A 26259-nucleotide genomic window follows, 5' to 3' on the forward strand; every position below is an offset into this window, starting at 1 on the left:
CTTGACTGAATGTGGCCAGGGCGCTTGTGCGGTGCGTGACCACTTGCGCCATCTGGTAGACAGATTTAAAGCCAGGCGTGTATCCCGTCTGTGTCGCGTTTCCTCCTGCTAATCATGCCGCTGTATCAGATGGGTGCTGATACACAGTCTGATACACAGCCAAAAAAACCGCGCCAAACCACCGCCATTTTATTCGGCATCCCGAACGACACAATTAGAAATATTCGCCTTTCCGAACACTCCCCTCTCACCGCCTCCGACGACCTTAAAAATCACCATAAATTTCATACGGTTGTTGTCATCTTTGTTACATGCCAACTGGCATACATTCTGCTACATCAGGTTTTCTAGTAATAAAATGTTTCTAAATTGAAACAGTCTCATCGCCTGAACCCCAACGGCCCCGCGCCTTATAACAACGTCCATGCCCCAAAGGAGGGCGGCAACTCTCACCTTTTTGATCGACTTCAACTCTCCAAGCCTGCTGCCGCACGTAAGCACCCAAAAGGGCGAATGGCCTGATCGCCAATAACAAGCCCGACTACAAAAAAGGACAAATTGATGAGTTCGAGCAAATACCCCGCAGTGTCCTTCACGGACCTTGTCCCCCAGGCCCCGGACCACACCGAGAATGCTATCGGTTTTGGCCCCTTTCTCTTGTTGGCGCGCCAGCATGTATTGCTGCGCAACGGCGAGCCGGTGACCCTCGGCAGCCGCGCCTTGTACTTGCTGATCGCCCTCGCCAGCCGGGCTGGCGAGTTGCTGGAAAAGTCCGAACTGATCTCCTTCGCCTGGCCCAAGGTGGTGGTGGAGGAATGCAACCTGCGCGCTCAGATCGTTGCCCTGCGCCGGGCGTTGGGGGATGACGGCAACTTCAGCTACATCGTCACCGTGCCGGGCCGGGGTTACCGGTTTGTCGCGCCGGTGACAATGCAGGCGGTGAGTGACGGCGCAATGACCCAGGCCCTGCTGCCCGCCCCAACCGTGGAGGCACCGAACCTGCAACCGCCGCCAGGCACGGTGATTGGCCGTGAACAGCTGATCCTGAGCCTCGCTGACCAGCTCCTGAGCCAGCGCTTCCTGACCATCACCGGCCCCGGCGGCATCGGCAAGACCACGGTCGCCCTGGCCGTGGCGCAACTGCTGCAGGGCCGCTTTCACCAGGGCATGTGCTTCGTCGACCTGGCCCCCGCCACCAGCGGCCAATGGGTGGCCGGCATGCTCGCCAACGCCCTGGGCATCCAGAGCGTGAGTGACGACCCCTTGCAAAGCGTGGCCTCGATGCTCGCCAACAGCCCGCTGCTGCTGGTGCTCGACAACTGCGAACACGTGCTGCAAGCCACCGCCGACGCCGTCGAAGTGCTGCTGCGCTGCGCGCCCCAGTGTTGCGTGCTGACCACCAGCCGCGAGCCGCTGCGGGCCGAAGGCGAACGGGTGCACGACCTGGCACCGCTGCTGGTGCCGGACGAAGACTTAAGCTTGAGTGCCGAGCAAGCCATGGCCTGGTCGGGCATCGCGTTGTTCATCGAACGGGTCAAGGCCCTCGATCCTGGCTTCGTGTTCAAGGACACTGACGTCGCCGCCGCCAGCGCCATCTGCCGCAAGCTCGACAGCAATGCCCTGGCCATCGAAATTGCCGCGGCGCGGGTGCGCACCTTCGGCATCCAGGACCTGGTGGGTTTGCTCGACGGCAGTTTCCGCCTGCAAATGACTGGCCGGCGCACCGCCCTCGCCCGCCATCGTTCACTGAGCGCGACCCTGGACTGGACCTACTCGATGCTCACCGGCGACGAACAGGCCATGTTGCGCCAACTGGCAGTGTTCACCGGTTCGTTCACCCTGGATGCAGTCAAAGCCATGACCGCCAGCAGCGCCCTCGATGCCCGCAACGCCCTGCCCCTGCTGGAAAGCCTGATGGACAAGTCGCTGCTGATCGCTGGTGAATCCCAGTTGCTCAAGCGCTACCGCCTGCTGGAAACCACCCGCGCCTACGCCCTGGAGAAACTCAACGAACACGGCGAAGCCGATGCTACCCGCCAGCGTCATGCACGGTATGCCCTCGAGGTTTTGCAGGAAGCCGGGCAGACCCTCGACAGTCTTTCCCCGGAGATTTGGGTCGGCCTCTACGGCCCGGAAATCAACACCATCCGCGCCGCACTGGAGTGGGCTTTTTCAGCCTCGGGCGACCTGCCCACCGGCATCGAACTGACCCTCGGCGGCGTGCCGTTGTGGCTGCGCCTGTCGCTGGTCAGCGAGTGCCGTACCTGGGTCGACAAAGGCCTGGCCAGCGCCGACACCACCCCGCTGCCGCTGCGCCAGCGCATGCTGTTGCAAACCGCCCTGGCCAGTGTGCTGATGCTCACCTACGGCACCGGCGGGCCGATGCGCGAAGCCTGGCGCCAGGTGCGTGAAGACGCCCGCGACCTGGGCGATGCCGAGCACAAACTGCGGGCGCTGTGGGGCCTGTGGAGTGACCGCTGCGGCTGCAACCAGTACGCCGAAGCGCTGGAACTGGCCGAGCGCTACATCAGCCTGAGCCACAGCGGCAACCAGCAACTGCTGGGTAAACGCATGCGTGCGGTGGCGTTGTTTCACATGGGCGACCTGGCCGGCGCCCGACAGAATATCGACGAGGCGCTGGGGTCACCGTCGGCTCCGCGTTCGCACATTATCGACGTGCATTTCGACCAGCGCATCGCCGCTCGCTGCCTCAAGGCGAAGGTGCAATTGCTGGAAGGCGATGTTGACCCGGCGCTACGCCTGATCGGCAGTTGCGTCGATGAAGCCATCACCCTCGATCACCCCGCGACCCTCTGGTACACCCTGTGCCTGGGGGCGATTCCCCTGGCGCTGTTGGCGTCCAACCTGCCCAAGGTGCGTTATTACCTGGGCTTGCTGCAGGGCAGCACCACGCAACAAGACCTGCATATCTGGCGCCAGTTTCGGCTGTGTTTCGAGAGCATCCTGCTGATTCGCCAGGGCTCGCCTGAGGAAGGTGTGCCGCTGTTGGGTGAGGCGTTGCATCACTTGAGTGGGCAGGGAGACAGCCAGCTGTATAGCTTGCTGCGCTGTGAATACGCCTTGGGCCTGGCGCGACTGGGGCTGGAGAAGCTGGCGCTGGAGGTGTTGGAAGACACCTTGCAATTGGCGCTGGGGCGGCATGAGCATTGGTTCGTGCCGCAGATGTTGCGGATCAAGGCACAGCTTATTTTGCGCCAGGCCCAGTATGGGTCGGTGGACAAGGCCAAGGTGTTGCTGCGCCAGGCGTGGGTGGATGCGCAATTGGCCGGGGCGCACTTTTGGCGGGCGCAGATTGCCAGTGACCTGGCCAGGTTGCAGGAGCCGAAGATGCGGATTGCTTCGTTGCCCCGGTTTCAGCATCGGTAGGTGATCGCTATTCGGTACGCACTTGCGTGTTCTCGGGTGTGGGCAATGTTATGGGGCAGGATTTCTGATCGGGTCGGGTCGGGTCGGGTACATATCCGTTTCTTCGGTAACGGCCGCTATTGGTTCCGCTCTTACAGCGGCTCACTTTTGAAAAGCGCAAAAGTAAGCAAAACGCTCTTGCCCCACCACTCGGCACCTCGCTTAGGCTCGGTGTGCCCTCACTCCGGCTTTGGACCGTGGGCCGCCGTCATGGGCCATCCCTGGCCCAGGACGGCTAACCTGGCGTCCTGCCAGGTTACCCACGCTCCAAAGCCTGCGTTCGGCCAGCGTGGTTTAACGGGGCGCCTAAGATCAAAATCAAAAGCAGATCAAAAGCAAGAGCACAGCGGCCTACCGGCCGGCTTGAGTGTTGAAGAGCAAAAGCAAAAGCCAAATCAAAAGCTGGCACGGTCAAATGTGGGAGCTGGCTTGCCTGCGATGGCATCACCTGGGTCTGCCTGATACACCGAGGTGTCTGCATCGCAGGCAAGCCAGCTCCCACAGAAAAGCAGAGCTGCATCAGCTTCAGATTTGGCTTTCGCTCTGGATCTTGCCTTTGCTTTTAACACTCAAGCCGGCCGGGAGGCCGCTGTGCTTTTGCTTTTGCTTTTGCTTTTGCTTTTGCTTTTGCTTTTGATCTTGATCTGACTGCCCCAATAAGCCCGAGGCCGAACGCAGGCAGTGCGGAGCGGGTAAACCGGCAGGACGCCGGTTTAGCCGCGCCGGGCCATGGATGGCCCGTCGCGGCGGCCCGCGGAGCAATGCCGGAGTGAGGGAACACCGAGCCTAGGCGAGGTGCCGACAGGCGGGGCAGAGCCCTTTGCTTACTTTGGGGCTTTTCCAAAGTGAGCCGCTGTAAGAGCGGAACCATAGGTGGCCGTTACCTAAATAACGGATATGTACTCAACCCCCTAGCGAAACCGCGCAATCACTGCCTCCACCACCGGATTCGGCCGCTGGGTATTCCACGCGACAGCCGTAGTCACCACATTGAGTTTCTGACTCAACGCCCGAAACACCACATTGGCCGGGGCCAGTTTTTTCAGCGAAGCCGGCACCAACGCAATCCCCTGCCCATAACTGACAAACGCGATCTGCGAAGCCACCGACCGCACCTCATGCAGCACCCGCGGAGAAAACCCGCTGGCACGGCAAGTAGCGATCAGATTGTCGAAATACACCGGACTGACGTTGCGCGAAAACATCACCAACGGCTCATTCGCCAGACTCGACAAACTGATGCGCGTGCGGCTCGCCAGCAGGTGATCCGCCGGCAACGCCACCACCAGCCGGTCCTCCGTCAATGGCAATGACTGCACCGAAGCCCCAAGGTCACCATCCAACCGGGCAAACGCCAGGTCGATATCCCCAGCCTCCAGCGCCGGCAACGCCTCGACGCTGTCGATTTCCCGCACCGACACCGTGAGCTGCGGATAATCAAGCTTCAGTTGCTCGATCAACCCCGGCAGCACATCGAACATCGCCGTGGAGATCGCACCAATGGTCAACATCCCCGACTGCCCCGCCACCGCTTCCTCCACCGCGAGTTCCAGGCGCTCCAACTGCTCGGCGAACTTGCGCACCGCCGGCAGGATCGCCGCGCCCACCGGGGTAAGTTTTGCGCCGCGTCGGGAGCGGTCGAACAGCTTGACCTTGAGCGCCTGCTCCAGCACCTGGATCTGCTCGCTCAGCGGTGGCTGGGACATGCCAAGGCGCTTCGCCGCACGGCCGAAGTTCTGCTCCTCAGCCACCGCAAGGAACAACCAGAGGTGGCGAATCAGGCGAAAATTGATCATGGCTTTATCCATAGGTTAAGCGTATGCAAGGCTTCTGTAGTTCGTAATATACCTATCATAGCCACTGACTGACACTGGCCGCCTCCGGCACCCGAGGCTTGCCCATGACCCCTGACCGTTTGCTCGACCGCCTGGCCGCGCTGGACACCAACACCGTGTCCGACGCTCTCGACTTCCTCGGCCTGCCCGGCGCCACCGTGGGCCTGCGCCCGCTGTGGAACTGCCCGAAGATCGTTGGCCGCGCCAGTACCGTAATGCTCGGCCCCAAGTCCGACATCGCTCCGACCGTGCACTTGATCACCCCGGTGATCGAACAGGTCGCGACAGACGACCGGGTGCTGGTGATTGCCGGCGGTATCGAGGGCATTTCCTGCTGGGGTGACATCATCGCCAACGCGGCGTCGCGCAAACACATACGTGGTACGGTGATTGATGGTTTCAGCCGCGATATCGACGGCAGCGAGGCCATCGGCTATCCGGTGTACGGACGCGGCGTGACCATGATCAGCGCGCGCAACCGCGTGGTGCAGGTCGACGCCGGCGTGACGCTCAACGTCGCTGGCGTGAGCGTCAGCGAGGACGACTACGTGATCGCCGATACCTGCGGCTCGGTGTTCGTGCCCCAGGCGGTGATCGAAAAGGTCCTGGACCTGGGCGAGCGCATCGCCCGCCGCCAGGACGGCATGGTGCAGGCGGTGCGCAGCGGGCGTTCGGTGGTCGAGGTGATGCACGACGCACAGTTTGAGGCGATCACCCGATGAGCGCCGATATCCAGCGGCTGAACCCGCGCCTGGCCAGCGCACAACCGTCCGCCACCTATCGCATCATGGACCGCGTTGCCGAACGCCGAGCACAAGGCGCGCAGGTTATTTCGCTGTGTGCCGGCGAGCCGGATTTCGACACCCCGGTGCATATCCGCGAGGCTGCGATTCAGGCCATCGAAACCGGGCATACCCGCTACACCCAGGTGGCCGGTGCGCGGGCCCTGCGGGAGGCGGTGGCGGCGAAGTTCCGGCGCGAAAACGGCCTGGACGTGTCCTGGCAGGACACCCTTGTGTGCAACGGCGGCAAGCAGGTGATCTACAACGCCCTGGCGGCCACCCTCAATGAAGGCGACGAAGTGATCGTGCCCGCGCCGTACTGGGTCAGTTACCCGGAGATGGTGCAACTGTGCGGCGGCGAAGCGCGCATCGTCACTTGCGATGCCGACAGTGGGTTCAAGCTGACACCCGAGGCCCTGGCCGCTGCAATCACCCCGCAGACCCGCTGGCTGATCCTCAATTCACCGTCCAATCCCACTGGCGCGGTGTACAGCGAGGGCGAGCTACGGGCGCTGGCCGAAGTGCTGTTGGCCCACCCGCAGGTGCTGATCCTGGCCGACGACATCTACGAGCACCTGATCTTTGACGGCCAGGTGTTCCATACCCTGGCCCAGGTTGAGCCGCGTTTGGCACCACGCACATTGACCATGAACGGCGTGTCCAAGGCCTACGCCATGACCGGCTGGCGCATCGGTTTCGCCACCGGCCCACGTTGGTTGCTGGAGGCCATGGAAAAGCTGCAAGGCCAGCAAACCTCCGGCGCCTGCTCGGTCTCGCAACAAGCGGCACTTGCCGCGCTGGAAGGCCCCAAGGATTTTATCCGCAACAGTCACGTGGTGTTCCAGACGCGCCGGGACTTGATGGTGAAGTTGCTGAATGACACGCCAGGCCTGACGTGCATCAGCCCCGCCGGTGCGTTTTATGCGTTCGCCTCCTGCGCGGCGCTGATCGGGCGTACCTCGGCGGGCGGCCGGGTACTGCACAGCGATGAAGATGTCGCCCTGGCGCTGCTGGATGAGGCCAATGTGGCCGTGGTTCACGGCAGCGCCTTTGGCCTGGGACCGTACATTCGCATCGCCTATGCCCTGGATGATGCCTCGTTGCGCCAAGCGTGCGAGGCGATCCGCGGCTTCTGCAGTCGCCTGCTGGCCGAAGAAAAAAAGTGATGAGTTCCCATAGATAAATATCGCTAATGGTGGCGTTCGGCCCTTCTTAAGATTGGGGCCGAACAGGACAACACTCACAACAACAAGGTCCGCCCTCATGTCGATGCCTGAAGTCATAAAACCCACTGTGCGCAGCCAATACCGCTGGGTGGTTGCGGCGCTGATTTTCCTGATCTACACCGTGGCCGCCGCCGACCGGGCCAACCTCGGTGTGGCGCTGCCGTTTATTCGCCAGGAATTTGAAATGAGCAATGCCCAGGCCGGCGGCCTGGTCAGCCTGTTCCTGCTGGCTTACGCCCTGGCACAACTGCCGTCGGGCTTTGCCTTCGGGCGCTTTGGCGTCAGCCGGATCCTGCCGGGGGCCATGGTGCTGACCTCCCTGTTGACCGGGCTGGTGGGCACCGCCAGCTCACTGCTGGCGCTGAAACTCTATCGCCTGGGCCTGGGCATCGCTGAAGGCCCGCTGCCCATCAGCATGACCACCACCATCAACAACTGGTTTCCGGCACGGGAAAAAGGCACGGCGTCGGGGATCTTCCTCTCAGCGGTGAAGTTCGGACCGGTGATCGTGCCGCCGCTGTGTGCCGTGATCATTTCGGTGTGGGGCTGGCGCGAGATTTTCTACTTCTTTGCGATCCCGGGCATCGTGCTGGCGGTGGTCTGGTACTTCCTGGTCACCGACCATCCGTCCCGCAGCCGCTTCGTCAACCCGGCCGAACTTCAGTACATCGTCGAGGACACGGCAATCAGCCGGACCGCCCGCGTGCACAAGACACCGGCCTGGGTTGAGAAGCTCGACCGAGTCATCCGCACCCGCGATGAAAAACCCCTGGACACCAACCGTCAGGTGTTCAAGTCCTGGAACATCTGGGGTTGCGCCACCAGCTACTGCTTTCAGCTCGGTGTCTCCAGCGTGCTGCTGGCGTGGATTCCCACCTACCTGATGACCGTCAAGCAGTTCTCTATCATGAACATGGGCCTGGTCTCGGCAGCGCCCTGGGTGGGCGCGGTGCTGGGCAACCTGCTGGGTGGTTTCTGCTCGGACCGCCTGATGGGCGGGCGGCGCAAGCCGGGCATGCTCCTGTCGGCCGTCGGCACCTCATTGATGATGTACCTGCTGATCAATTCACCGGCCGAGCCCCTGCCCTACGGCTTGCTGCTGATGTTGACCGGCATGGTGCTGAGCCTCGGCTTCTCGTCCTACATGGTCTACCCGATGGGCCTGACCACCAAGAAGACCTTCCCGATCTCCAACGCCATCGTGAACATGATCGGCCAGTTGGGCGCCGCCGCCACGCCCTTCATCACCGGCCTGCTGCTGGACAACTACGGCTGGAACTACGTGTTCGCCTGGCTGGCGATCGGCTCGTTCATCAGCTTCATCATTTTGCTGACCATTGCCGAGCCCCGCCCGGCCTCCAGCCAACCGACCTGATTTGTCACCCCAAGAGGAGTTACCCATGTCGCCCCAAGACCAAGAATTGGTTGCCCTGTTTGCAGGCCTGGACACCCCGGGCGTGTCCGACGCCCTGGACAAGCTCGGCCTGCCCGGCCAATGCCTGGGAATCATGCCCCTGGACAACTATCGCCAGGTGGTGGTCGGTCCGGCCTTCACCGTGCGCTACGTCAGCGCCAGCACCCCGCCGGGCACCGTAGGCGACTTTATCGACGACGTGGCCGAAGGCGATGTGGTGGTGATCGACAATGACGGACGCACCGACTGCACGGTGTGGGGTGACATCATGACCCAGTACGCCGGCAGCCAGCGGATCGCCGCGACGGTGATTGATGGCGTGTGCCGCGACGTCAGCAAGGCCCTGGGCGACGGCTACCCGCTGTTCACCAAGGGCCGGTTCATGCGCACGGGCAAGGACCGGGTTGAAGTGGAAGCAGTAAACCAGCCGGTGTCCATCGGCCAGGCCCGGGTGTGCGCCCGGGACATCGTGGTCGCCGATGCCAATGGCGTGGTGATCGTGCCGCGTGAGCGGGCCCATGAAGTGGCGGCGTGTGCGCGCTCGATTGAAGCGGTGGAAGCACGTATCCGGGGATTGCTCGATGAAGGCAAATCATTGAGGGAAGCACGGGCAGTGCTGGGTTATCACACCCTGCAACGCAAGGGCTGACACGCACCGGGCCGCTCCGCTGATCCAGCAGATTTGCGCAGCGGCCCCTGCATTCCTCACACTACCCGCCCTCACCGCCTTTCCCGGAATTCGCCATGTCCGACCTATTGCTCAAGCCTGCCCTGCCCGGCATTGCGCTGAGACGATGGCGTCTGCTGCACCGCGTCAAACAGGCTCACGCCGCCGAGTTGTTCCACGTCACCCAGTCGACCATTTCCCGCTGGGAAAGTGGTGTGCAGGCCATGGAGCCTGCAGCGCACCAACACCTTGAACAGTTGCTGGCCGCACGCCTGGAGGCCGCCGCCGATCAAGTCCTCGCCCGACTGGTCAAGGAAAGCCCGCGGCCCATGCACCTGGTGTGTGACCTGACCCATCGTTTGTTGGCTTGCTCGGCCTCCCGTGCTGCCGAGTTCAGCAGCCCGTTGACCGACCTGCTGGGGCATTCACTGTGGCGCTTCGTGACGCCGGAAATCCTGCGCATGGAATCCGCGCTGGATGACTCGGGCTGGCGCGACAGCCTCGCCCCGCCGGCCCTGGAGTTCATCACCGGCACCAACGATTCCACGGTTGTACCGATCCGCCAGAGCCTGTGCCGCTGGACCCGCATCCCGCTGAGCGATGGCACCGCCGCGCGCCTGGTCGAAACCCTCTAACCGCCCGGCGCATATTTTATGCGTGGACGCTTCGCACCACCGCGCCTAGTCTTTAATCCTTAACCGCGACCCTGCCGGGGCAGATTCATGGACATCGAAAAACTCAAGGGCCGCCTCGACTTCCTGCGCGAAGCGGAAAAACTCAAGGACGTGCTCAGAAGCGCGCATACCTCTTCCGGTCGCACCGAGAGCACCGCGGAACACAGCTGGCGCCTGTGCCTGATGGCAATTACCTTCGGGGATGAACTGGCCGGCCTCGACCTGCTGAAAATCCTCAAGATGTGCGTAATCCACGACCTGGGAGAGGCCCTCCACGGCGACATCCCGGCGGTCCAGCAAGCGCAGTTCCCCAACAAGAGCCAGCAAGAATACGACGACCTGTTGCTGTTGACCCGGGCACTGGATGAGCCGTTGCGGGCCGAGATTCTGGCCCTGTGGGACGACTACGAAAACGCCCGGTCCGCCGAGGCCAAGGCAGTCAAAGCCCTGGACAAGCTGGAGACCCTGCTGCAACACAACCAGGGCTTGAACCCGCCCGACTTCGACTACGCCTTCAATCTGGCCTATGGCAGGAAACACACCAGCGCCGAGCCGATTTTCCAGACACTGCGCGAGATCATCGACCAGGATACAGAAGCAAAAATCCAGACTCCCAACCGGTAGCGCGAACTAGTTCGCCGGGCGCAACAGCTGCATCTGCTGGCGATAGTCATCCGTCACCTGCCGCGCCTGGCCGCTGCTGGTAATCACCCGGGGGGTGATCAGCACGATCAGTTCGGTGCGATCCTTGGACTTGCTGGTGTTGCCAAACAACCAGCGCAGCCCGGGGATTTTCCCCAGGTACGGCACCGCACTGACGCTCTCGGCGTTGTCCTGCTTGATCAGCCCGCCGAGCAGCACGGTCTGGCCGCTTTGCACCGCCACCTGGGTGGACACCGAACGTGTGGAGATGCGCGGGTTGTTGGGCGTGTCACTGCTGTTGGTGGTTTGGTTCTCGGCGTCGCTGACCTGTTGCTGGATGTCCATGTACACCAGGCCGCCCGGGTTGATGCGCGGCACCACGTCGAGGATCACCCCGGTCTGCACGTATTCGACGCTGCTCAAGGTGCTGTCGGCGTTGCCGGTGTTGACCGTGGTCTGACTGATGGGGATGTTGTCACCCACCTGGATCTGCGCCGGCTGGTTGTTCATCACCACCAGCGACGGCGCCGACAGCACCTGGGTGCGGCCGTTGGTTTCCAGGGCGTGCAAGGCCACTTGCAGGTTGGAGCTGACGAAGGAATAGAACAGCGAATCCGCGCCCAATCCCGCACCGCCACCACCCAGGGCGCCCTGGCTGCCTGGGGTATTGGCCACCGTGGTGCTGGTGGAATTGCCCGCCAGGCGGCCCAGGTACCATTGCACCCCGAGGTCCAGTTCGCCGGTGAGTTTGACTTCGAGAATGCGCGTCTCGATCTGCACCTGCAGCGGCGGGTTGTCGAGGCGTTTGATCGCCGATTCGATCTCCTTCCACTGTACCGGGCGGGTGCGTACCAGCAACTGGTTACTGCTTTTTTGCGCGGTGATCCGGGTGCCGGCGTCGAGGCTTTTGCCGGTCGTGCCTTCGGCAACGCCTTGCTCCGTGTTTTCACTGTCTTCGCTGGCGGCCGGGGCCTGGTCTTCGTCGTCGCTGACGGGCGGGTTATTGCCGCTGTTGTTCAGGCCACCCGAGGTGCCGCCGCTGGTGTTGAGTGAGGACAAGGTCGCCGTGCGCAGACCCGGCGCCACCTTGGCCAGCGTATCGTCCTTGATCGCGCCGGTGCCGTAGATCTGCCGCAGGTATTTGGCGAGGTCCGTGGCCTTCATGTTGCGCACGTCGTAGACGTACATCTGCGGCTCGTTGCCGCCACCTTCGTCGATGGTGTGAATCCAGTCGCCGACTTCGCTGAGGTACTGCGGCTGGGACGAGATCGCCACCACCGAATTGGTCCGCTCAATGGGCAGGAAGCGCACCATGCCCGCCAAAGGCATGCCGCTGTCGGGGCCGAACATCTTTTGCAGCTCGGGCATCAACTCCGCGACAGAAGCCCGTTGCAAACCGAATACGCCCACCGACATGCCCTTGAGCCAGTCGACATCAAAGGTGTCGATGGTGTCCTGATAGTTGGCCAGCTCATCCGGCGTACCGGCCAGGCTCAGCACGTTACGCGCCGGGTCCACCAGCAGGAACGCATTTTCCCGGGCGAACGGCTTGAGCAGTTTCTGCATTTCCGTGGCCGAGATGTAGCGCAACGGAAACAGCCGCGCCGAGAGCCCGCTGGAGGGTTGCGACACGCTCATTTCCGGCACCAGCTTGCCCGCCACCGCCTGGTTGGCGGGCAGGATCACGTAGCGCTGGCCCTGGCGGAGCATCGCGTTGTCGGTCCAGGACAACAGGGTCTCGAGGATCGACAGCGCCTGTTTCTTGTTCACCGGCTTTGAGGTGGAAAAGCTTACGTTGCCTTTCACGCCCTGGGCGATGCTGTAGTTCTCGTGCAACAGGTCGCCCATGACGCTGTTGATCACCGCTTCAATCGGCTGGTCGGCGAAGTTGAACACGATGTCGCCACTGGCTTCATCCTTGACCGCCGGCGCCGGTGCGGGCTGGCGCACGAACTGCTGGTTACCGCGAATCAACTGGCGCTGGGGCGGCGTGGACGTCTGGGGTTGGCGACTGTCGACCGCAGACGACTCGCTGGCCGGGTCCACGGGCGGACGTTGCGAACCGGTGCCCTGCATCGCCTCGTGAAGCAAGGCATCGTCCGGGTCGAGGTGATCGGGGAATGACCCACAGCCGCCCAAGGCGACGGCGGTGGCCAGGCAAAACACGGTGGTGCGCAAGGCGCGAGGGGAAGTATCGATCAAGGGGCGGGCTCGTGAGGAAGGGAAATCGGGGGTGTGGTGGACGGCGGCGGCAAACGCGGAACGCTGAGGCTCAGGGTTTGCGTGCGGCCCTCCAGTACAAAACGGGCGTGCAGCGGTGTCAGGTGTTCCAGGCGCCAGCCGTTGGGCAGGGTCTGGCCCTGGTGGACCTTGAGCGGCGGACCGTCCGCGGGCTTGAGCAACGCGACGCGCAGGTCGCCGTCGAGCAGCACGCCGGTCAGCTTCAGGCTCGACAGGCTGGAGATCTCGGCCTGACCCACGGCGGCATCGGGGCTGCGGTCGGGGCTGAACAGCGGCGCCTGCCAGGTGCCGGCGAGGCTTTCCAGGGTCGCACTCGGCGCCACGTGAACCTTGGCCGAAGCATTGGCGCGCGCGGCGGAGGCAGGCTCATCCAGCCACTGCGGCGCATCGCCGATGCTGCTCAAGATGCCCACCATCAGCAGGCCCAGCAGCCCGGCCACACCGAGCAATCCCCACTCGAGGGGGCGCAATGAATTGATCATCGGCGGGCCTGCGTGGCGGCTGCTGGTTGCAGATAACCGCGCACCAACAGGTGCACCACCAGCTTTCCGGCACCGCCGCTGGCGGGGGCATTCGGACCGCGACGGACGCTCATTTCATCCACGAACAGGAACGGTCGCTGGTACTCCAGCTCATGCAGGATCGCAGTCAGGGGTTCGATGGCGCAGTTGAGGGTCAGGCTGACTTTGACCTGGCGATAGGGCTCGGTGTCGTCCTGCTCCGGGGTGATGGGCATGCGCTGGGTCAGGCTGCAGCCGCCACCGAGGCCGGCGCGGCTGTTGATCAGGTCGGCGATGCGCTGCATCAGGTCCGCCGCCACGGCGCTGGGGTCATCTCCCGGCAACAGGCTGGTGCTGCTGGCCGGGTCCTGGCGGGCTTGCTCCAGTTGCTCACGCAGAGCGGCGCCCTGGTGCAGCAGGCCCGCATAGCGTTGCTGTTGTTCGCGCAGCTGTTCGGCCTGCTCGCTCATGGCGCGCAATGGCCCGGCGAACCAGCTGTCGATCAGCAGCCAGTAACCGCCGCCCAGCACCAGCGCCAGGACCAGCAAGGCGGCGCCGCGACGTTCACGGGGTGTCAGTGGTCGGCGCATCGGCGGCCTCCTGGTGCAAGTGGGCGCGCAAGGAAAACTGATCCTTGCCGGTTTGCACATCGGGTTGGATCACCCCTTCGAACTGGGGGTTTTCCAGGCTGTGGCAGGCCTTGATCCGGGTGATCAGGGCACTCGCCTTGGCGCTCTGCCCGGAGAAGGACACGTCGGCGCCGTCGTTGACCTCCAACTGGTCGATCCAGGTGTCGGCGGGCAGGCAGGCGGTCAGTTCGTTGAGCAGCGCCGCCAACGGCGGTTGTGCCGACTTGCGGCGAATCAGGTACTGCGCAGCGCCACGGGTATTGAGCAATTGCTGGCGCAGGCTCTGGACCTCGGCAACCTGGGCTTTTTGCTGCTGCACCTGCTCACGCATGACGTCGAGCACCCGCTGGCGGTCGTTGAGCCACAGCAGCATCGCGGCAATCAGCAAGGCACCGCACAGCCAGGGCAGGCTGCGTTGCAAACCCTTCCCCGCCGGGCGTTGGCGTGGACGCAACGGCGCCGGCAGCAAATCGATGCCCATAGGACCATCTACATCCACCGCGTGGGGTTGCAAACCGAGGGCAGCGCAGTCCACCAGGATTTGATCCAGTCGCTCCCGCAGAATGGCCACCAGGGTCACTTGCACATGCGTGGCGGTGCGCCGCTCCTGACGGGCCACGAAGTACAACTGTTCAGCCTCGAACGGGGTAAAGCGGTCCAGTTCATAACCCACCACCGTCGACAGGTTGCGCGCGGCCGCCAAAGGCAGTGGCAGGGTTTGCAGCAGCACCGCCGAGGGCGCGAGCACCAGCACCTGGCGCACTTCGCCGGCAGGTTTTGCCACCGGCTCGGTCAACGGCCAGTGGTAGCGGTGCTCGGGGATGTCACGGACCGACAGCCACGCCGGCAGGCAGCCACGCAGCTCCTTGAGCCACAGGCGCCAGCCCACTTGCAGCAGGCTGCCGCGCCAGCGCCGGGTGAGCGGTTCGGCCAGCTGTTGAAGGCGCGCCACTGACGCCGAAAGGTATGGATTCATTCTTGCCAACGCAGCACCCGATAAGGTTGTGCGCTTCCCTCCGATGGGCTCAATAAAACCGTGGTTCGTAACCGGGCGTGGTAACCGCCGGGGCGTTGTGCGCGGCTGTCGATCACCAGCACGTCACCGGGGTCGGCCCCTACCGCGCTCTGCCGGGGCAGGTTCAAAGCGTGGCGCATCAAGGGGCTGGCGAAGGCGGGATCAGGCCGGTCCAGGCCACTCCACAAACTGATTTCCGGGGCCATCCGGCTGTACAGCGCCTGGGTCATGCCGGGCAATTGCCGCACTTCCTCCACCACGCGGAACGGCGCCAGGCCTGCGTTGCGCCGCACTTCCAGGTCCCTGGCGAGCCGGCTGGCCTGGGCCTGGGTGGCGCCGCAGGCCAGGGCCAGGCGGGCAAAGTCGGCCGTCTCGGCGCTGTTCAAATACAGTTTGCCGCGCTCGCTGTGCAGGCTTACGTGGAGCTGTGCGTCATCAAATACCAGCGGCATTTCGCGGCCGTCGGCGATCCATTGCTTGCGTTGCAGCGGGTCGGCCAGGGCCTGCATGGCCAACGCCACACCCGCCTCCGCCGCCAGCAACGCCTGGGTATGCTGGCGATGCCACAGGGCCTGGCGACTTTCCAGCTGTACCCACCCGGCCAGGCCGCCCAGCAGCAGGCTGAGCAACGCCAGCACCCACAGCACCAGCAGCAGCGCAACGCCGCGCTGACGCCTCATTCGCCTGACTCTCCGCCGGAGAGGTTCAGCCGCAGGGCAACCACTTGGGTGACCCACGGCACCGGTCCGTTGACCTGTGCTGCAATGCGTACGGCATAAGGCAGGCGTTTGGTCCACGGCCAGTTACTGATCCAGCCGGTGGCCTGGCCCTTGGGCGACAGGCCGCGATAGCTGAATTGCAGGTCGTCGACGTTCTTCAACAACACCTGCGGCTCGCTGCGGGTGGCCGGCACGCTGGCTTGGGCGCCGGACTCAAACCGGGCGAACGCCACTTGCAACTCGCCCTCGCTCAACTGCAAGGTGAAACGCTGGATGCCGCCACCGAGCACGCCCGGCAAGGTCGCGACGAATTGCAGGCGCTGGGGAGCGCCGACAAAAAAACCGTTGGTCTGGCTGTCGTCCTCGGTCACGTCCAGGGGCAGCGCCTCGCTGATGGACGTGCGCAGGAACTGTTGCGCGGCGCGACTTTCATCCAGGCTGACGGTGTAGCGCTGCGCTTTGAGTACTGCACGATTGGCTCCCAGGAGCGCGCCGCCCACCAGGGCCAACAACACGCCCAGCAGGCTGAGCACGATCATGATTTCGAGCAACGTGAAGCCCCGCTGCTGCTTCACTGGAGGCTCCCGTCGCGGCTGGCGCGCAGTTTCAAGGTACTGAAACTTGCGTGGCGCGGGCCTTCGCTGACGCTGAGATCGAGGCGAAACAAATGTGGCTGACCGATGCGGGTGGGCTGCTGGGCGACGCGCAGTTGCCAGGCAATGCCGTCGAGCTCGCCCTGGCGCACGCCACTGGCCAGGAGCCCCGACGCTTCCTGATCCATCACGCTCAAGGCGGTATGGGTCAGGCGGTCGCTGTGGGCCACCTGCAACAACGAGCGCGCGCTTTGGCCGAACGCGACCAGCAACACCGTGCTGCAGATCGCCATAAGGGTCAGCGCTGCGAGCATCTCCAGCAAGGTGAAGCCCGACTGACGCTTCATGGCAATGCCTTGGACTGCACGCTGCCGGTCAGCCAGCCGACGTCGATGCGCCAGCGCCGCGTGCCATTGGCCAACAACAGGTTGCCGCCGGTGGAGCTGCCGTCGGGGTAAAACTCCACCGCAGCGCCGGCGTGTTCGGCGGTGTGCAGGGTGACTTGCAGGTCGGCCGGCCAGTGCTTGATGGGTTGCCCCGGTGCCTGAAAGCTCAGCCGGTCCAAGTCGAAAACGGTCTTCGCCGACGTGCCGCTGACAATCGCCCGCGCCCGGGTGCTGCGCAGGGCATCCACCATCTGCCCGACCACCTGGCGCTCCTTGGCAACCCGCAGGCCTTGTTGCAGGCCAAATCCCACCAACCCGGCCGCGATGCTGATCAACACGATCACCACCAGCATCTCCAGCAGGGTAAAGCCGCGTTGGAGGGCCGGCATTATTCCCAGTTGCCCAGGTCGGCGCTGTAGCCTTCGCCGCCGGGCTGGCCGTCCTGACCGTAGAAGATCAGGTCGAAGGCGCCATGTTCACCCGGGAAGCGATAGCCGAAGGCATGGCCGAACGGGTCCTTGAGGTCTGAGGGCTTGGCGTACGGCCCGGCCCAGCCGGCAGTGTTGCCGGGCTTGTCGACCAATTGCTGGAGGGTTTTGGGGGGCGAACCGACGTCCAGGCCGTAGCTCTCGATCTTCATGCTCAGGCTGGCCAGTTGCGCCTTGCCTGCGCCGTATTTGCCCTTGTCGACGTTGCCACCTACCTGGCGCACTACGATGGTGGCGACGATGCCCAGCAACACGATCACCGCGAGCATTTCCAGCAAGGTGAAACCGCCTTGGCGGCGGGCGGGTTTGAAACGGGTATGGCGCATCGGCTTGCTTCCTCGGATTTTCATATGTTGCTGGTCAGGCTCATCAGCGGCAGCATGATCGCCAGCATGATCACCGCCACCAGTACCGCCATGACCACGGTCAGGGACGGCACCAGGGCGGCGAGCAGGCGGTCGATGCCGCGCTTGGCTTCGACGTCGAACACGTCGGCGACCTTGAGCAGCATGCTGTCCAGTTCACCGGCCTGTTCGCCGACTTCAATCATTTGCAGGGCCAGGTCCGGCAGCAGCGGTTGGCTGCCAAACGCACTGGCCAGGGTGCCGCCGCCTTTCACCGACTCGGCGGCCTGGGCCACTTGTGCCTGCAAGGCACGGTTGGTGCAGACCTGGCGGGCGATCACCAGCGCTTGCAGCAGCGCCACGCCGTTGCTCAGCAAGGTGCCAAGGGTGCGGGCCAGGCGTGCGGCTTCGACCCGCTGCAACAGCGGGCCGATAACGCGGATACCCAGCACGCGACGGTCGTACTGCTTGCGGTGTCGTGGGTTGCGCAGGCCTGCCGCCAGGGCCCAGACCGTCACGATCAACCCGGCGAGCACCACCAGGCCATAGGCGCCGAGGAACTGGCCAAGGCCCAGAATCACTTCGGTGATCAGCGGGATCGGCACACCCAGATCTTTGAAGATCGGCACGAACTGCGGCACCACATAAGCCAGCAACAGCGCCAGGGAGCCGAGCACGCCCACCACCAGGAAGGCGGGATAGATCAACGCGTTGATCACCTCGCCTCTTAACAACTGGCTGCGTTCCAGGTAGTCGCTGAGTTGGCGCAGGGTGTTCTCCAGCGCGCCGCCCGCCTCACCGGCACGGACCATGCTCAGGTACAGCGGCGAAAACTGGCTGCCCTCCTCTTCCAGCGCTGCCGACAATGGCTTGCCCGCTTTGACGTGCTCGCGAATACGCTCGATCAGCGCACGGGTCTGCGGTTGTCCGGGTTGCTTGAGCAGGATGCCCAAGGAGCGTTCCAGCGGTTGGCCGGCTCCCAGCAGCGTGGCCAGTTGCTGGGTAAAGCTGACCAGCGCCGCGCCATTCAACTGGCCGCGCCCGAGAGCATTGCGCAACCCTTGGGCACCGGCGGCATCGATGTGCAACAGCAGCAGGCCACGCTTGTGCAGCGCGGCGACGGCGGCGGCCTGGTCCCTGGCTTCGAGGGTGCCGTTCTGCACGACGCCCTGGCTGTCCAGGGCGCGGTATTTGAACAGGCTCACGCGCCCTCTCCACGGGTGACGCGCAGCACTTCTTCAAGGGACGTGACACCCGCCACCGCCTGGCGCAGGCCTTCTTCATGCAGGGTGCGCAGGCCACCACGGCGAGCGGCCTGTTCGAGGGTCGCGGCGTCGGCCTGGCGCATCAACAAGCTGCGCAGTTCGTCATTCATCACCAGCAATTCGGTGATTGCACTGCGGCCGTGGTAACCGCCGCCGGGGGCGTTGGCGCGAGGACGGTAAAGCAGGATCGGGCGCTGGTCGGTGAAGCGGTCGAGGTCGTGTTCCTCGATCAACTCCGGTGGGGCTTCGAACGCCTCACGGGTCGCCGGGTCGAGGCGGCGCACCAGGCGCTGGGCGAGGATGCCATTGACGGTCGAGGCGATCAGGTAGCTCTCCACCCCCATGTCCAGCAGGCGCGTGATACTCGCTGCGGCACTGTTGGTGTGCAGGGTCGAGAGCACCAGGTGGCCGGTCAGGGAGGACTGGATGGCGATGCGGCAGGTTTCGAGGTCGCGGATTTCACCGATCATGATCACGTCCGGGTCCTGGCGCACGATGGAGCGCAGCGCGCCGGCGAAGTCCAGCCCGATGGCCGGTTTGACCTGGATCTGGTTGATGCCTTCCAGTTGGTATTCCACCGGGTCTTCGACGGTGATGATCTTGCGCTCGGCGGTATTGAGCCGCGAAAGCGCGGTATAGAGCGTGGTGGTTTTACCCGACCCGGTGGGCCCGGTGACCAGCAGGATGCCGTGGGGTCGCTCGAGCACTTCAAGAAAGGTTTCCAGGCGCTGGCCATCAAAACCCAGGCTCTGGAAATCGAACTGCACGGTCTGGCGGTCCAGCAGGCGCATCACCACCGACTCACCAAAACTGGTGGGCACCGTGGACACCCGCAGGTCCAGTTCCTTGCCCTGAATGCGCAACATGATCCGACCGTCCTGCGGCAGGCGGCGCTCGGCAATGTCGAGGCGCGCCATGATCTTGACCCGGGAAATCACCGCCGCCGAAGAACTCGACGGCGGCGCTTCGGCTTCATGCAGCACACCGTCGATGCGGTAGCGCACCTTGAGCTGGTTTTCGAAGGGTTCGATATGGATGTCCGAAGCGCGGTGCTCCACGGCCCGTTGCAGGATCAGGTTGACCAGGCGAATCACCGGCGCCTCGGAGGCCATGTCCTTGAGGTGTTCGATGTCTTCCAGGGCGCCGCCTTGTTCATCGAGGTTTTCGATCAGGGTGCCCATGGCCGAACGGCCCTGGCCGTAGTAGCGCTCGATCAGGGTTTCGACTTCATTGCGCGGCCCGACCGCCAGCCACACCGGCACGCCGCACGCATACGCCAGGGCCTGGAACGGATACAGCAGCGCCGGGTTGGCCGCCAACACTCGCAGCCCGCCGTGGCTCCAGCCCACCGGCACCACCTGGTAATGGCGCATGAAGCGTTCGGTCAGCACCGGCAGTGGGTCGAGCACGGGCGGTGCGGCGTCCGCCAGCAGCAACGGTGCGCCGAGCAAATCGGCCCAGGCCCGCGCCAGTTCCACTTCGGAAACCAGCCCCAGGCGCGTCAGCAGGCCGAGCAATCCGTTGTCGTCGGACTCCAGGGACAACCGCCGGGCGCGTTCCAGGTCGACGGTTTTCAAACCCGCCTGTTGCATCAGCCACGCGCACACCTGTTCGGTATCCGGAATCTGCATTCGGCATGCATCGATGGGCGTTGACGGTATCGGTTGAGACATCTGCACCATTCTGGACAACTAGTTTAAGAGGCTGTTTCAAGGGTGCAGAAACAACAACTAGTCCCAGCGGTGCCTTGAACAAGATCAAGACCCTGCACACAAGCGATGTGCAGGACAACCGTAGCAAATCATGGCCTTTTAGAACTACTGACCAAGGCCATTAGTTCGCCATAATTCATAAAATCTTGTTAAACACATCGACTAAAATATTTACACTTAGTTCACGATCGCAAATAGCCAGCCCTTTGTAACATCACTAATCATTGAACTTTCCGTCGTTTAATTTTGAACTACGCAAGAGTGCCACTTCCCTGTGGCGCGATGGCGGCTAGAAGTCGACGGTCGCCGACAGCAGATACGTGCGCGGCGTCGACAAGGTCAACCCCGGCTCGCTGTCATCCGAGGCACCGGCCGAACTCCAGTAGCGCCGGTTGGCCACGTTCTCGACATTGGCCCGCAGGGTGATGTGCTTGTCGTCGACCTTGAAGGCGTAGCGTGCGCCAACATCAAGACGGGTCCAGGCGTCGATTTCCTTGACGTTGGACTGGTCCAGGTACTGCGAGCTGGAATAGATCCCGCGGCTGGTCAGGGTCAGGCCTTCAACGGTGGGCACATCCCACTCGGCGCCGAGGTTGACGTTGTACTTGGGCGTGGCCGGCGCGCGGTTGCCGTCGAAGGTGCCGTTGGTGGTGTTGGTCAACTCGCTGTCGATGTACATCACCCCGCCCAGCATTCGGAAGCCCTTGAGCGGTTCGCCGAACACGCTGAGTTCGACGCCGTCGTTCTGGCGCTTGCCGTTGGGGCCGAAGACCCGCGTGGTGGCGTTGGTCTCGTAGGCTGGCTGCTTGATCCGGAACACCGCAGCCGTGACCGCGAACGCCCCCGCGTCGTACTTGGCACCGACTTCAACCTGGCGGCTGATGAAGGGCGGGAAGATTTCATCCTCGTTGATCGAGGTCGACGGCGCGATCTTGCCTTGGCTCAGGCCTTCCATGTAGTTGGCGTACAGCGAGAGCTTGTCGGTGGCCTTGAACAGGATGCCGCCCGACGGTGAGACTTTTTCCTCGTCGTAGGCGGTGTCGCCTTTGACGTTATCGGTCCAGTCGTCCACCTTGACCCGCTGCCAGCGTGCGCCGAGGGTCAGCAGCAGCCGGTCATCGAAGAAGCCCAGGGTGTCGGACAACGCCACGCCGCTGAAGCGGTTTTCGGTGTAGACCTTCGAGTCAAATCGCGTTGGCCGGCTTGGCGTAGGTGTTTCCACCGGGTTGTAGAGATTGCTCGGGGCTGCGGCATAGCGCGCGCCACCGTTTTCGAAGTCCATGTAGAAGTAGCTGGCTGCCAGGTTGACTTCATGGCTCACCGGGCCGGTATGGAACCAGTTGCGCACGCCCGCCGTGGCGGTGCGCACGTTTTCGTCGCGGGTGAAGTCGCGGGGCTGCACGCTGAAGTCACCGGCATTGTTGGTCACTGACACGGCATGGCGCAGGAAGTCGTGGTTACTTTTACGCGCGCCGACGCCGCCATAGAGCATCACGTTGTCACTGAGATCGAACTCTCCGTTCACCGTGCCGAAGGTGTCATTGGTGCTCGCTTTGCTCCAGGGTTGCGCGTAGTTGTGGCGCACGTCGTTGGCACTCGGCACCTTGGCATTGGGACCAACTTGCACGCGCTCTTGCGGGGCGTCGGTGTCGCGCTCGGTGCGGCCGATGTCGGTGGAGAGGCGCAGGCGTTCACCGCGAAAATCCAGGCCCAGCACGGCCATTTCGCGGTCGACATTCTGGTCGTCCCAGGCAGTGTCGCCGGACTGCTTCACGCCGTTGAAACGCAGGCCGAATTTATTGTCTTCACCAAAACGCCGGCCTATATCCACCGCTCCGCCCGCCTGGCTGTCGGAGGCCCAACTGCCGGTAAACGAGGTGATGGGAGTGTCGGTAGCACGTTTGGGCACCACGTTGATCCCGCCGCCGACGCTGCCCCGCGGCGAGATGCCGTTGATCAATTGGCTGGGGCCTTTGATGATGTCGACGCGCTCGGCCATCTCCATGTCGATGGTGTAGGTCGGCAGCACGCCGTAGAGACCGTTGTAGGCGACATCACTGTTAAACAGGCTGAAGCCGCGAATGGTGAATTGCTCATAGCGCCCGCCCGCCGGGTTGGTGGCGCGCACCGAGGGGTCGCTGGCGATCAGGTCGCCGAGGGTGCGCGCCTGCTGGTTCTTGACCGCCTCGCTGGTGTAGGTGGTCATGCTGAACGGGGTTTCCATGAAATCCCGTGAGCCCAGCAGGCCCTGGGAGCCACGGCGTGCCACCTGGCCACCGGCGAAGGACTCGCTGCCGGCATCGCCGACGGTGCCAAGAATCGAGGTGGGCGCCAATTGCAGGCTGCCGCCTTCCGGAATCGGGGTCAGCATGTAGGCCTGCTCACCCATGGGTTGAAGTTGCAGGCCCGAGCCTTGCAGCAAGCGGGCAAACCCTTCTTCGACGCCGTATTCGCCGGACAACCCGCTGCTGTTACGGCCGCTGACCAGCGCCGGGTCTACCGAGAGGTTGACCCCGGCCAGGCCGGCGAAACGGGTCAGCGCGGCGCTCAGGCTGCCGGCCGGCACTTGGTAGCTGCGCCGGGACGCGCCGTCTTCGGCGTAGCTGATGGGGACGAACAACGGGCTGGCACTCAGGCTCAGCATCAGGCTGAAATTCAGCAGCGGGCGGATTGCGGGCATTGGCAGAAGCTCTCGATTTTGTTCACTTACCTGGAATGACCAGCCACGTGAAAAAAAGGGACAGGCTTCAGCCAATTTTTTTGAATATTACGGTTTGATGCCTTTCAGCTTTTGGAGCAACTCCATCAATTGCTCCAGGGATTCCTCGCCGAACTGCTCCTGAATCTTCTGATAGTTGCTTTCCATCCCGGCGCTCATGTCGACGAAACACTGCTGGCCCTGTTCGGTCAGGGCGACGAACACCCGGCGCTGGTCTTCGGCGGATTTGCGCCGGCGCACGATGCCGTCACGCTCCAGCCGGCCCAGTACGCCGGTCATGCTCGGCTTGAGGATGCACGCGAGGTGCGCCAATTGGTGACTTTCGAGTTCACCCTGCTGACGCAGGATGCGGATCACCCGCCATTGCTGTTCGGTCAGGTCATGTTCATTGAGCAGTGGCCGGAAGAACGCCATGGTCGCTTCGCGGGCCTGGAGCAAGGTGAGCGTAAGGGACGGTCTAGGGGTGGGCATGGTTCACGCGCATTAAAGGTCGAAGCGTCGAAGCTTAGAGTCGGTGTCCGGTGCATGCAACCCGAGGCAGGGAACAAATCATTAATTTAGAAACGATTTTTAAAAAACCTGCCAATCCCGCTATTCAGACTATAGATAACATGTTAACAATATGCCGCCCCTGACCTAGCAGAGGGCGCATACCAACAAAAACAACAAAAGGAACGCCCCTCATGCATTCGTGCCTCTTTCGCACGGCGGCAAGCGCTGGCCTGTGCGCCGCGTTTACCCCTCTGGTCGCCCACGCCGATTTCATCCAGGACAGCAAAGCCAGCCTGGACCTGCGCAATTTCTACATGAACCGCGACTTTCGCCAGACCAACGCGCCGCAGAACAAAGCGGACGAATGGGCGCAAGGTTTTGTGCTGCGCCTGGAATCGGGCTACACCGAAGGGGTGGTCGGTTTTGGCGTGGATGCCTTGGGTGAAATGGGCTTGAAACTCGATTCCAGCCGCGACCGCCGTGGCACCGGGTTATTGCCGTTTGGCGCCAGCGGCGAGCCGGCCGATAGCTACAGCGAACTGGGCCTGACCGCCAAGCTGCGCCTGTCGAAAACCGTGCTCAAGCTCGGCACCCTGCAACCGGTTTTACCGGTGGCCGCCTACAACGACACCCGGCTGCTGCCGTCGACCTACAACGGTGAACTGGTGACCTCCCAGGACATCGACGGCCTGACGTTGAACGTCGGCCGCCTGGAAAAGCAGAACCTGCGGGACTCCTCCAACAACGAATCCATGAGCTACGGCGGCGTCACCAGCAGCCACCTGGACCTGGCCGGCGGCACCTACGCAATCAATCCGCACTTGGCGGCGACTTATTACTACGCGCAAATGCAGGACATCTACCGCCAGAATTTCATCGGCCTGGTGCATGACCTGCCGCTGGCCCAAGGCGTGAACCTGCGCACCGACCTGCGCTACTTCGACACCCGCGAGCAAGGCAGCGCGCGGTTGCGCAGCCCTACCCGCGTGGACGGCGGCCGGATCGACAACCGCTTTTTCAACGGCATGTTCAGCCTGTCGGTGGGCGCGCACAAATTCGGCCTGGGCTTTCAGAGCCTTTCCGGTGACGGCGACTTTGCCTTCCCGGGGCAGGACCCGTACTCGGTCAACCTGGTGACCATCAATATCTTCACCAAGGCCAACACCGACGCGTGGCAGGCGCGCTACGACTACAACTTCGCCGCCCTCGGCCTGCCCGGCCTGACCTTCATGACCCGCTACGTCGACGGCAGCCACGCGCAAACCGCCACGGTGCGCAACGGCCGGGAATGGGAGCGCGACACCGACCTGGTCTACACCGTGCAGAGCGGCCCGCTGAAGAACGTCAACGTGCGGCTGCGCAACGCCACCCTGCGCTCAAGCAACGGCCTGACCAGCGACATCGACGAAAGCCGGGTAATCATCGGCTACACCGTGGCCCTGTGGTAACGCCGGGCGCCTCAACGCAACCCCGATTGACGCTGGCGGTATTCCCCCGGCGTCATTTGCGCGTAGCGCTGGAAGAACCGGCTGAAATACGCCGGGTCCTTGAACCCCAGCTGGTAGCAGATTTCATTCGCCGAGTTGCCGGTGAACAGCAACAGGCGCCGGGCTTCCTGCATCAGCCGTTCGAGGATCAGGCGTTTCGATGGCAGGTCGGCGATCCGTCGACACACCTCGTTGAGCCGCGCTTCAGTGACGCCGATACCGTCGGCATAACGCGACAGCGGCCAGTGTTGCAGGTAGTGGTCTTCGATCAGTTCGTTGAAGCGGTGGAAGATCCGCAGGTCTTCGTGGCGTGCAGGCCGGGCTTCCAGGGAATTGGCGCAGAGCCGCAGCAGGCTGATCATGATCAGCCGCGTCAGGCTGTCCAGCGCCGAACTGCGCCCGCTGGCCTGGGCGTTGATCTCGCTGCACAGCTCATCAAACAGGAATTCCAGGCGGCGCACTTCGGGCTGAAACTCCGGCGCCAGCCGCGCCAACGCCACACAGGCCGCCGGCAATTGCGCGCCGGGGGCCAGGCTCGGGTCGGCGTCAATCAAGGCCCACACCAGTTGCTGGCGCACGGTCAGCACATGGCCGTCGGCGTCGGCTTCGGTGACGAAGGAATGCGCCACCGTCGGCGGCGTGAGGAAAAACATCGGCCCGGATTCGAGGTACTGCTGGTCGTCCAGATAGACCCGCACCGCGCCAGTCTTGACGTAATGCACCTGGAAAAACCGGTCGTGACGATGCACCGGCATGTTCCGCCCAAAAAATCCCGCCAGGTTGCCGAGCCGGTCGTAGTGCACCTCGGCATCGCTGTAACGCTGGTCGTAGACCTGCCCGATGTTGATGTTGGGGATCGGCTGACGATCGCTCATCACTGCATTCTCTTTGTTGTTTTGAGTGCCCTGAAATATTGCCACGCTTGACGATAGTTAACATCTTAATTATAACGTTAATAGGTTAACGAATATCCCACGGAGCAGGCCCGAATCTGCCCCGCCAC

General features: G+C 63.2%; 23 protein-coding genes. 8 read left to right on the forward strand and 15 right to left on the reverse strand.

Annotated elements, in window-relative coordinates; all coding sequences use genetic code 11:
* The first annotated feature begins 561 nt into the window (after positions 1–561).
* Positions 562–3387, forward strand: a complete 2826-nt coding sequence (locus tag BLU46_RS04060) for an ATP-binding protein (RefSeq protein WP_093198866.1) — start codon at positions 562–564, stop codon at positions 3385–3387.
* A 950-nt stretch (positions 3388–4337) separates the two neighbouring features.
* Here BLU46_RS04060 and BLU46_RS04075 read toward each other — a convergent pair.
* Positions 4338–5222: a LysR family transcriptional regulator gene (locus tag BLU46_RS04075; RefSeq protein WP_093198871.1), complete on the reverse strand. Its 885-nt coding sequence runs from the start codon at positions 5220–5222 to the stop codon at positions 4338–4340.
* 104 nt (positions 5223–5326) lie between these two features.
* Here BLU46_RS04075 and BLU46_RS04080 point away from each other — a divergent pair, with 104 nt between their 5' ends.
* The 6 genes from BLU46_RS04080 (at position 5327) to BLU46_RS04105 (ending at position 10648) form a co-directional block, all read left to right on the forward strand.
* Positions 5327–5983, forward strand: coding sequence for an RraA family protein (locus tag BLU46_RS04080; RefSeq protein ID WP_063031521.1), 657 nt, complete (start codon positions 5327–5329; stop codon positions 5981–5983).
* The gene (locus tag BLU46_RS04085) at positions 5980–7209 is read left to right on the forward strand and encodes a pyridoxal phosphate-dependent aminotransferase (protein ID WP_093198875.1); all 1230 of its coding nucleotides are present in this window, start codon (positions 5980–5982) and stop codon (positions 7207–7209) included. The genes BLU46_RS04080 and BLU46_RS04085 overlap by 4 nt, the downstream gene beginning before the upstream one ends.
* Positions 7210–7306: 97 nt before the next feature.
* On the forward strand, positions 7307–8644 hold the full coding sequence (locus BLU46_RS04090) for an MFS transporter (protein ID WP_231988867.1): 1338 nt from the start codon (positions 7307–7309) through the stop codon (positions 8642–8644).
* Positions 8645–8669: 25 nt separating this feature from the next.
* Positions 8670–9332 carry an RraA family protein gene (locus tag BLU46_RS04095; RefSeq protein ID WP_093198880.1) on the forward strand — a complete coding sequence of 221 codons (663 nt, stop codon included), beginning with the start codon at positions 8670–8672 and terminating at the stop codon, positions 9330–9332.
* Positions 9333–9427: 95 nt separating this feature from the next.
* Positions 9428–9985, forward strand: a complete 558-nt coding sequence (locus BLU46_RS04100) for a helix-turn-helix domain-containing protein (RefSeq protein WP_093198885.1) — start codon at positions 9428–9430, stop codon at positions 9983–9985.
* Positions 9986–10072: 87 nt separating this feature from the next.
* Complete coding sequence (locus tag BLU46_RS04105; RefSeq protein ID WP_093198888.1) at positions 10073–10648, forward strand: HD domain-containing protein; 576 nt, start codon at positions 10073–10075, stop codon at positions 10646–10648.
* Positions 10649–10654: 6 nt separating this feature from the next.
* Here BLU46_RS04105 and gspD read toward each other — a convergent pair whose 3' ends face one another.
* The 13 genes from gspD to hpaR form a co-directional block, all read right to left on the reverse strand.
* Entirely contained in the window at positions 10655–12868 is a 2214-nt protein-coding gene (gene gspD / locus BLU46_RS04110; protein ID WP_093198893.1) for a type II secretion system secretin GspD, read from the reverse strand.
* Positions 12865–13389, reverse strand: coding sequence for a general secretion pathway protein GspN (locus tag BLU46_RS04115; RefSeq protein WP_063031535.1), 525 nt, complete (start codon positions 13387–13389; stop codon positions 12865–12867). The genes gspD and BLU46_RS04115 overlap by 4 nt, the downstream gene beginning before the upstream one ends.
* On the reverse strand, positions 13386–13997 hold the full coding sequence (gspM, locus tag BLU46_RS04120; RefSeq protein ID WP_093198896.1) for a type II secretion system protein GspM: 612 nt from the start codon (positions 13995–13997) through the stop codon (positions 13386–13388). The genes BLU46_RS04115 and gspM overlap by 4 nt, the downstream gene beginning before the upstream one ends.
* Positions 13972–15012, reverse strand: a complete 1041-nt coding sequence (locus BLU46_RS04125) for a PilN domain-containing protein (RefSeq protein WP_093198901.1) — start codon at positions 15010–15012, stop codon at positions 13972–13974. The genes gspM and BLU46_RS04125 overlap by 26 nt, the downstream gene beginning before the upstream one ends.
* Positions 15009–15731: a general secretion pathway protein GspK gene (locus BLU46_RS04130; protein ID WP_093198904.1), complete on the reverse strand. Its 723-nt coding sequence runs from the start codon at positions 15729–15731 to the stop codon at positions 15009–15011. Before BLU46_RS04130 ends, BLU46_RS04125 begins: the two co-directional genes overlap by 4 nt.
* Entirely contained in the window at positions 15728–16345 is a 618-nt protein-coding gene (locus BLU46_RS04135) for a prepilin-type N-terminal cleavage/methylation domain-containing protein (RefSeq protein WP_093198909.1), read from the reverse strand. Before BLU46_RS04135 ends, BLU46_RS04130 begins: the two co-directional genes overlap by 4 nt.
* Positions 16342–16710 (reverse strand): prepilin-type N-terminal cleavage/methylation domain-containing protein, encoded by a 369-nt coding sequence (locus BLU46_RS04140; RefSeq protein ID WP_093198912.1) that lies wholly within the window; start codon positions 16708–16710, stop codon positions 16342–16344. The genes BLU46_RS04135 and BLU46_RS04140 overlap by 4 nt, the downstream gene beginning before the upstream one ends.
* A complete protein-coding gene (locus BLU46_RS04145; RefSeq protein ID WP_063031542.1) occupies positions 16707–17138 on the reverse strand; it encodes a GspH/FimT family pseudopilin in 432 nt (143 codons plus the stop codon). Before BLU46_RS04145 ends, BLU46_RS04140 begins: the two co-directional genes overlap by 4 nt.
* Complete coding sequence (gene gspG, locus BLU46_RS04150) at positions 17138–17563, reverse strand: type II secretion system major pseudopilin GspG (RefSeq protein WP_003209911.1); 426 nt, start codon at positions 17561–17563, stop codon at positions 17138–17140. Before gspG ends, BLU46_RS04145 begins: the two co-directional genes overlap by 1 nt.
* Positions 17564–17583: 20 nt before the next feature.
* Positions 17584–18786, reverse strand: a complete 1203-nt coding sequence (gene gspF / locus BLU46_RS04155) for a type II secretion system inner membrane protein GspF (protein ID WP_093198916.1) — start codon at positions 18784–18786, stop codon at positions 17584–17586.
* Complete coding sequence (gspE, locus tag BLU46_RS04160) at positions 18783–20519, reverse strand: type II secretion system ATPase GspE (RefSeq protein WP_456291201.1); 1737 nt, start codon at positions 20517–20519, stop codon at positions 18783–18785. Before gspE ends, gspF begins: the two co-directional genes overlap by 4 nt.
* A gap of 328 nt (positions 20520–20847) precedes the next feature.
* Positions 20848–23238: a TonB-dependent receptor gene (locus tag BLU46_RS04165; RefSeq protein WP_093198924.1), complete on the reverse strand. Its 2391-nt coding sequence runs from the start codon at positions 23236–23238 to the stop codon at positions 20848–20850.
* Positions 23239–23325: 87 nt separating this feature from the next.
* On the reverse strand, positions 23326–23748 hold the full coding sequence (gene hpaR, locus BLU46_RS04170; protein WP_010175430.1) for a homoprotocatechuate degradation operon regulator HpaR: 423 nt from the start codon (positions 23746–23748) through the stop codon (positions 23326–23328).
* 212 nt (positions 23749–23960) lie between these two features.
* Here hpaR and BLU46_RS04175 point away from each other — a divergent pair, with 212 nt between their 5' ends.
* Entirely contained in the window at positions 23961–25217 is a 1257-nt protein-coding gene (locus BLU46_RS04175) for an OprD family porin (RefSeq protein WP_093198928.1), read from the forward strand.
* 11 nt (positions 25218–25228) lie between these two features.
* On the opposite strand, the gene hpaA is transcribed toward BLU46_RS04175, so the two are convergent.
* Positions 25229–26131, reverse strand: coding sequence for a 4-hydroxyphenylacetate catabolism regulatory protein HpaA (gene hpaA / locus BLU46_RS04180; protein WP_017478953.1), 903 nt, complete (start codon positions 26129–26131; stop codon positions 25229–25231).
* Between the last annotated feature and the right edge of the window lie 128 nt (positions 26132–26259).

This window comes from Pseudomonas yamanorum (assembly GCF_900105735.1).
Taxonomy (GTDB): Bacteria; Pseudomonadota; Gammaproteobacteria; order Pseudomonadales; family Pseudomonadaceae; genus Aquipseudomonas; species Aquipseudomonas yamanorum.